General features: G+C 71.5%; 5 protein-coding genes. 4 read left to right on the forward strand and 1 reads right to left on the reverse strand.

The window, feature by feature from the left end:
* Positions 1–63: 63 nt before the first annotated feature.
* Positions 64–1,476 carry a S8 family peptidase gene (locus tag VFZ92_RS26360; RefSeq protein ID WP_330878723.1) on the reverse strand — a complete coding sequence of 471 codons (1,413 nt, stop codon included), beginning with the start codon at positions 1,474–1,476 and terminating at the stop codon, positions 64–66.
* A 296-nt stretch (positions 1,477–1,772) separates the two neighbouring features.
* Here VFZ92_RS26360 and VFZ92_RS26365 point away from each other — a divergent pair, with 296 nt between their 5' ends.
* The 4 genes from VFZ92_RS26365 (at position 1,773) to rpmA (ending at position 6,474) form a co-directional block, all read left to right on the forward strand.
* Positions 1,773–2,534, forward strand: a complete 762-nt coding sequence (locus VFZ92_RS26365; protein WP_330878728.1) for a TIGR03936 family radical SAM-associated protein — start codon at positions 1,773–1,775, stop codon at positions 2,532–2,534.
* Positions 2,535–2,702: 168 nt separating this feature from the next.
* The gene (locus tag VFZ92_RS26370; protein ID WP_330878724.1) at positions 2,703–5,558 is read left to right on the forward strand and encodes a translation initiation factor IF-2 N-terminal domain-containing protein; all 2,856 of its coding nucleotides are present in this window, start codon (positions 2,703–2,705) and stop codon (positions 5,556–5,558) included.
* Between the two features lie 332 nt (positions 5,559–5,890).
* Positions 5,891–6,202, forward strand: a complete 312-nt coding sequence (gene rplU / locus VFZ92_RS26375) for a 50S ribosomal protein L21 (RefSeq protein ID WP_259621775.1) — start codon at positions 5,891–5,893, stop codon at positions 6,200–6,202.
* Positions 6,203–6,216: 14 nt separating this feature from the next.
* On the forward strand, positions 6,217–6,474 hold the full coding sequence (rpmA, locus tag VFZ92_RS26380) for a 50S ribosomal protein L27 (RefSeq protein WP_330878725.1): 258 nt from the start codon (positions 6,217–6,219) through the stop codon (positions 6,472–6,474).
* Positions 6,475–6,504 lie beyond the last annotated feature (30 nt).

Genomic DNA, 6,504 nt, shown 5'->3' on the forward strand with positions numbered 1-6,504 from the left:
CGGCCCGACGTCCGCACGCCCCCGTGCACCTGACTGCCCGGGCGATCCCCGCTCGGCGCGGCCCTACTCGGTGACGGCGGCCAGCGCGTCGACCAGCCCGTGCCCGTAGAAGCCGTTGTACTCCGAGTACCCCGTGCAGTAGGCGTCCTGCGCGCCGGTCCCGTTCAGGTCGTAGTCGGCCGGGCACGGCAGCGTCTCGGCCTGCGTGTTCAGCATCCGGCTCAGCTGCGGCGCCGTCGCCTCCGGGTGCACGGACGCCAGCAGCGCCGCCACCCCGGACACGTGCGGCGTGGCCATGGACGTCCCGCACGAGTAGTCGTACCCGGCGGGCACGGTCGACAGCACGCAGCCGTCGACGGCGTCGTCCGGCACCTGCTTCCGGTCGCCGCCCGGACCCGTCAGGTCCACCGCGCCGAGCCCGTAGGAGCTGTACCCGGTCTTCACCCGGTTCGCGCCCACGGACGACACCGCCACCACCGACCGCAGCTGCGCGGGCAGCACCAGGCACGTGTTGTCCAGCGCCCTCGGCTTCACGTCCTCCGCGTTGGTCGGGCTCTGGGCGTCGCTGCCGGGCTTGCTCAGGTCCGACCCGCCGTTGCCCGCCGCGGCCACGGTCAGCACGCCGCTGTCGGACGAGTAGTCGACCGCCCGCCGCACCGCCTCGTACACGACGCCCTGCCCGACCTGGTTCTGGCAGGTGAACACCCACGGGTCGATGAAGTAGCTGTTGTTGGTGATCGTCATGCCGTGCACGGCGGCCCACATGAACCCGCACACCGCGTACTCGGGGTAGATGTACCCGTCGTCGTCCACGACCTTCACCGACGCGATCCGCACCCCCGGCGCCACGCCGGTCGTGCCGCGCCCGTCGTCGGCCGCGGCGATCGTGCCCGCCACGTGCGTGCCGTGCGCCGACGTCGTCGGCGACCACGCCGCGACCGAGGTGTCGGCCCTGCCCCCGTTCGAGCAGCCCGCCGACAGGCCAGGGTCCAGCGCCCCGACGAGGTCGGGGTGGCTCGGGTCGATCCCGGAGTCCAGCACGCCGACGACCACGTCCCGGCTGCCGTTGTTGATCGCGTGCGCCTCGGCGGCCCTGATCAGGTCCATGTCCCACTGCTCGACCGTCCGGTCGACGGCCCCGCCGCGCGACGCCTTGGCCATCCCGGTCTCGTCGACCTTCTTCCGCACGACGGCGCCGGTCCGCTTGGAGATCGCCTCGGCCTGCGCGCTGTACGCGCGTTCCGCGCCCATCCGCCGCCCGAACGACGGGTCCGGCGAGGTCGCGACGGCGACGGAGATCTGCGGGTAGTACACGGTCGACGTGCCGCACGAGGCCGCGATCTCGGCCTCGGCGAGGGGTTGGCTCGTGCCCTGCTCGAAGACGACGAGGTACCGCAGCGTCGGGCCCGGTTGCACGCAGCTCGCGATCGGCGTCGAGGCCAGCTCGGGTTGCGCGGACGCGGCGGCTGACGCCACCGTGCTCCCACTTGCGAGCAGGACTGCGCTGACCGCGACCGCTCGGGCGCGGCGGAGCAGAGGCACGGGGGACCTCCATCGCTGGGCAGACGTGTTCGACGGCGCCGGGTGACCGTTGTAGGCGGACGGTAACGACGTGCGCGGAACCAGACAACCTCAACGGTCGGAACCTCTCCACGGTACCGTCCCCCGGAGTAGCAGCCTGGGCCGTTGGGGTGCTGATCACCCGGACGGCACACCTTGAGGAGCACGAACTGAGCCGCCAGCAGCAGCCCAACAACCCGTCCGCAGCGGCGGTGCAGAAGCTCCGCCTGTGCTACGCCAAGCGCGGCAGGCTGCGCTTCACCTCGCACCGCGACGTGGCGCGCAGCTTCGAGCGCGCGCTCCGCCGGGCGGGCGTGCCGATGGCGTACTCGCAGGGCTTCAGCCCCCGGCCGAAGGTGTCGTGGATCGGCGCCTCGCCGACCGGGGTGGCCAGCGAGGCCGAATACGTCGAGGTCCAGGTCGTGCGGCCGCTGGACGTCGAGGTTCTGCGGGCCGCGCTGGACGAGGCGCTGCCGCCGGGCCTCGACGTGCTGGAGGTCGTCGTCTCGTCCGGCGGGAACCTCACCGAGCGCATCGAGGCGAGCGAGTGGCGGATCGAGCTGGACGGCGTGTCGCCTGCGGAACTGCGGACTGCCGTAGCGGCGCTGCTCGCGGCTGGATCGGTCGAGGTGGAGCGCGCGACCAAGGACGGGAAGAGGATCATCGACGTCCGCCCGGCCGTGGTGTCGGCGCTGGTGGAGGACCAATCGAGCGACGCAGGCCACGATGCGCCTGATTTGTCACGACCGTGTGGGATACTCGTGACGGTCGTACGGCAGACAACACCTACCGTTCGACCCGATGACGTGCTGAGCGCGCTCCGCGTCGTCGCCGACCTGATTCCGCCGGTGCCCGCGAAGGCGACCCGGATGGCGCAGGGACGGCTCGACGACGATGGTGGACTGGTTGACCCGTTAGCCCAGGACAGGGCGGCGGGGTCCGAGCCGGTGGCCGGGGAGCAGGAGCGCCGCTAAGGGTGTCTTCGTTTAGGGACCTGCAGGCTGTGCGCCCGAGCTCGAAGAGCGCGGATACCGGTCGGCGAAGGCAAGGATTCCCGCCGCCAGCCGCGGCGGAGAGTGGACTAGAGAGGCCCCTGCGCGGCCGCGTCTTCGAGTAGACGCGCCCGGGGGCGGAGGAGCTGCATGTCGAACACGGACAAGCCTGCCGGTAACCCCGGCGGGGATAACGTCACATCCGCACACCCGGAACTGGTCGATCTACCGGCCAAGCTCCGCGTGCACGCGCTGGCGAAGCTGCTGGGGGCCAGCAGCAAGGACGTCGTGGCCGCTCTCGCCGATCTGGGCGAGACGGTGCGCGGGGTCCAGTCCAGCGTCAGCAGGGACGTCGCGCTGAAGGTCGCCGAGAGCCTCCTCGACTGGGACGACGTCGTCTCCGGCGAGGTGGACGTCGAGGTGCACGAGGAGCCCGCGATCCCCGCGCGCCAGGTCAGGGACCTGGCCGCGCTCACCCCGCTGTTCGCGCCGCCGTCCGCGGTGTTCATGGCGCCCGCCGCGCCCGCCCAGGCCGAGGAGCCCGCGCCCAAGCGGGGCCGCGGCCGGGTGAAGCCGGTGGTCGTCGAGGAGCCCGCGGAGCAGTACGACGAGGACGCGGAGCTGGAGGCGGACGCCGACCAGAACGACGCCGACGACGACCAGTCCGGCGAGGACAGCGACAGCCGTCGCCGTCGTCGCCGCGGCCGTCGCGGCCGTGGTCGCGGCAAGGGCGCCGAGGACAGCGGCGAGGAGAACGAGGGCTCCGAGGAGCCCGAGGAGGAGGACGCCGAGGCGTCCGCCGACCAGGACGATCAGGGCTCCGACGAGGGCACGGACGGCGGCAGCCGCCGTCGGCGTCGCCGCCGTCGCCGCAAGACCGGTGCCGAGGACGAGCCCGCGATCACCGAGGACGACCCGCCGAACACGGTCGTGCACGTCCGCGAGGTGCGGGAGTCCCGCGACGCGCGCGACGACAAGGCCGACTCCGAGGCCGCGCAGAGCGAGGTGCGCAGCATCCGGGGCTCGACCCGCCTGGAGGCCAAGCGCCAGCGCCGCCGGGACGGCCGTGAAGCGGGCCGCCGCCGCGTGCCGGTGCTGTCGGAGGCCGAGTTCCTGGCCCGCCGCGAGGCCGTCGAACGCACGATGGTCGTCCGCGAGCGCGGCGACCGCACCCAGATCGGTGTCCTGGAGGACGGTGTCCTCGTGGAGCACTTCGTGACCTCGTCCGGCACCGGTTCGCTGGTCGGCAACGTCTACCTCGGCCGGGTGCAGAACGTGCTCCCGAGCATGGAGGCCGCGTTCATCGACATCGGCCGGGGCCGCAACGCCGTGCTGTACGCCGGTGAGGTCGACTGGGACGCCGCCGGCCTCGAGGGCAAGTCCCGCAAGATCGAGCAGGCGCTCTCCAGCGGCGACAGCGTGCTGGTCCAGGTCACGAAGGACCCGGTCGGCCACAAGGGCGCCCGCCTGACCACCCAGATCAGCCTGCCCGGCCGCTTCCTGGTGTACGTGCCCGGCGGCGGCGCGACCGGCATCAGCCGCAAGCTGCCGGACAACGAGCGCAAGCGCCTCAAGGACATCCTCAAGCGCGTCGTCCCCGAGGACGCCGGTGTCATCATCCGCACCGCGTCCGAGGGCATCGCCGAGGAGGAGCTGGGCCGCGACGTCACCCGCCTCCAGGCGCAGTGGCAGGTCATCAAGGACAAGGCCGCGACCCCCAAGGCGCAGGCCCCGCAGCTGCTGTACGAAGAGCCCGACCTGCTGGTCAAGGTCGTCCGGGACCTGTTCACCGAGGACTTCTCCGCGCTGATCGTCCAGGGCGCGGACGCCTGGGAGACCATCGACGGGTACGTCCGCCACGTGGCGCCGGACCTCCAGGACCGGCTGCGCAAGCACATCGGCCAGACGGACGCGTTCGTCGAGCACCGCATCGACGAGCAGCTGCTCAAGGCGCTCGACCGCAAGGTCTGGCTGCCGTCGGGCGGCTACCTGGTCATCGACCGCACCGAGGCGATGACGGTCATCGACGTCAACACGGGCAAGTTCACCGGATCGGGTGGCAACCTCGAGGAGACGGTGACGCGCAACAACCTGGAGTCGGCGGAGGAGATCGTCCGCCAGCTCCGGCTGCGCGACATCGGCGGCATCATCGTCATCGACTTCATCGACATGGTGCTCGAGTCGAACCGCGACCTGGTGCTGCGCCGCCTCACCGAGTGCCTCGGCCGCGACCGCACCCGCCACCAGGTCGCCGAGGTCACCTCGCTCGGCCTGGTGCAGATGACCCGCAAGCGGGTCGGCACCGGTCTGCTGGAGGCGTTCAGCACCACGTGCGAGCACTGCCGCGGCCGTGGCGTCGTGGTGTCGACCGACCCCGTGCACGCGCACGGTGGAGCCCCGGCGTCGGCCCCCTCCGCTCCCCAGCAGCAGCAGTCGCAGCAGCAGCCGAGCCGCAAGTCCCGGCAGCGCAACCGCGGCGGCGGCGAGTCGGCGGAGCAGGTCGAGACCACGCCGGTCGAGGCCGAGCCCGCGGTGGCCGAGGTCGTCGAGACCGCGCCCGCCGCACCGTCCACTCCGGACGTGCCTGTGGTGGAACCCGTCGTGGACACCAGTGAAGCGGCGGTGCTGCTCGACCAGGACGCGCAGGCTGGTCAGGACGGCGCCAAGCGCGACCGCCGCGACCGCAACCGGGAGCGCCGCCGTGCGCGCCGGGACGCGGGTGCGGCGAAGCAGGTCCAGGAGCCCGTAGGTGATGCTCCTGAGACTGTCGTGGCGGCTGTTGTCGAGGCTCCAGCGGCTGTCGAACCGGTTGAGGCTCCTCCGGTGGCGCAACCGGCCCCGGCTCAGGCGTCTGGTGAGCAGGTGGCGCCGCAACCGGCTCTGAACGGCCACGTCCCCGAGCAGGTCGAGCAGGCGCCGCCCACCGTGGTGGCTCCTCGTCGGCGGACGTCGCGTCGTGCGGCGACCCGTCCCGCGGGCCCGCCCGTCGGTGTGACCGAAGGCTGAGAGCGCTAGTCGTCGAGGGGCCCGTGCCGAACCGGTACGGGCCCCTCGCTTTGTGTGGCGTCGAGCACGTCCACAGGCCGGTGACGGGGGCGCCCAGCGCTCCGCGAAGGCCGTTCGGCGCGTCTCGTTTTCCGTTGCTGACCAGGGAGAACGGGTCGCGCGGACCCCAGTTTGACCTCGCCGCACACGGCCACGTAACCTGGTACACGGCCCGCCGTCCGGTGGGCCCTGTCGTGTGTAGCCCGGCGACTCTGATTCACGTAATGGTGATTCACGAAAGCCTGGGCGCGCACGGCCCCGTCACCGTCGAGTAGCAGGAGACTTCCGTCCTGATGTACGCGATCGTCAAGACTGGCGGCAAGCAGTACAAGGTGGCTGTCGGCGACGTCGTCGAGGTCGAGAAGCTCGAGGGCGCCCCGGGCACTGAGTTCACTTTCCCGGCGCTACTCGTCGTGGACGGCACTGACGTCACCGCAGACGCTGAGGCCCTCGGGAAGATCTCGGTGACCGGCAAGGTCGTCGAGCAGACCAAGGGTCCCAAGATCCGCATCCACAAGTTCAAGAACAAGACCGGCTACCACAAGCGGCAGGGTCACCGTCAGAAGCTGACCCGCGTCGAGGTTACCGGCATCACCGGTAAGTGAGGACCTGACTAGCCATGGCACACAAAAAGGGCGCATCCAGCTCCCGTAACGGCCGCGACTCCAACGCTCAGTACCTGGGCGTCAAGCGGTTCGGTGGTCAGGTCGTCAAGGCCGGCGAAATCCTGATCCGCCAGCGCGGCACCAAGTTCCACCCCGGCGTGAACGTCGGCCGCGGCAAGGACGACACGCTGTTCGCCCTCACCCCCGGCGCCGTCCAGTTCGGTGCGCGTCGTGGCCGCAAGGTCATCGACATCGTCACCGTCGAGGCCTGAGTACCGGCTTCCGCGTAGGGGGGCGCACCG

This window comes from Umezawaea sp. (assembly GCF_036375055.1).
Lineage (GTDB): Bacteria > Actinomycetota > Actinomycetes > Mycobacteriales > Pseudonocardiaceae > Umezawaea.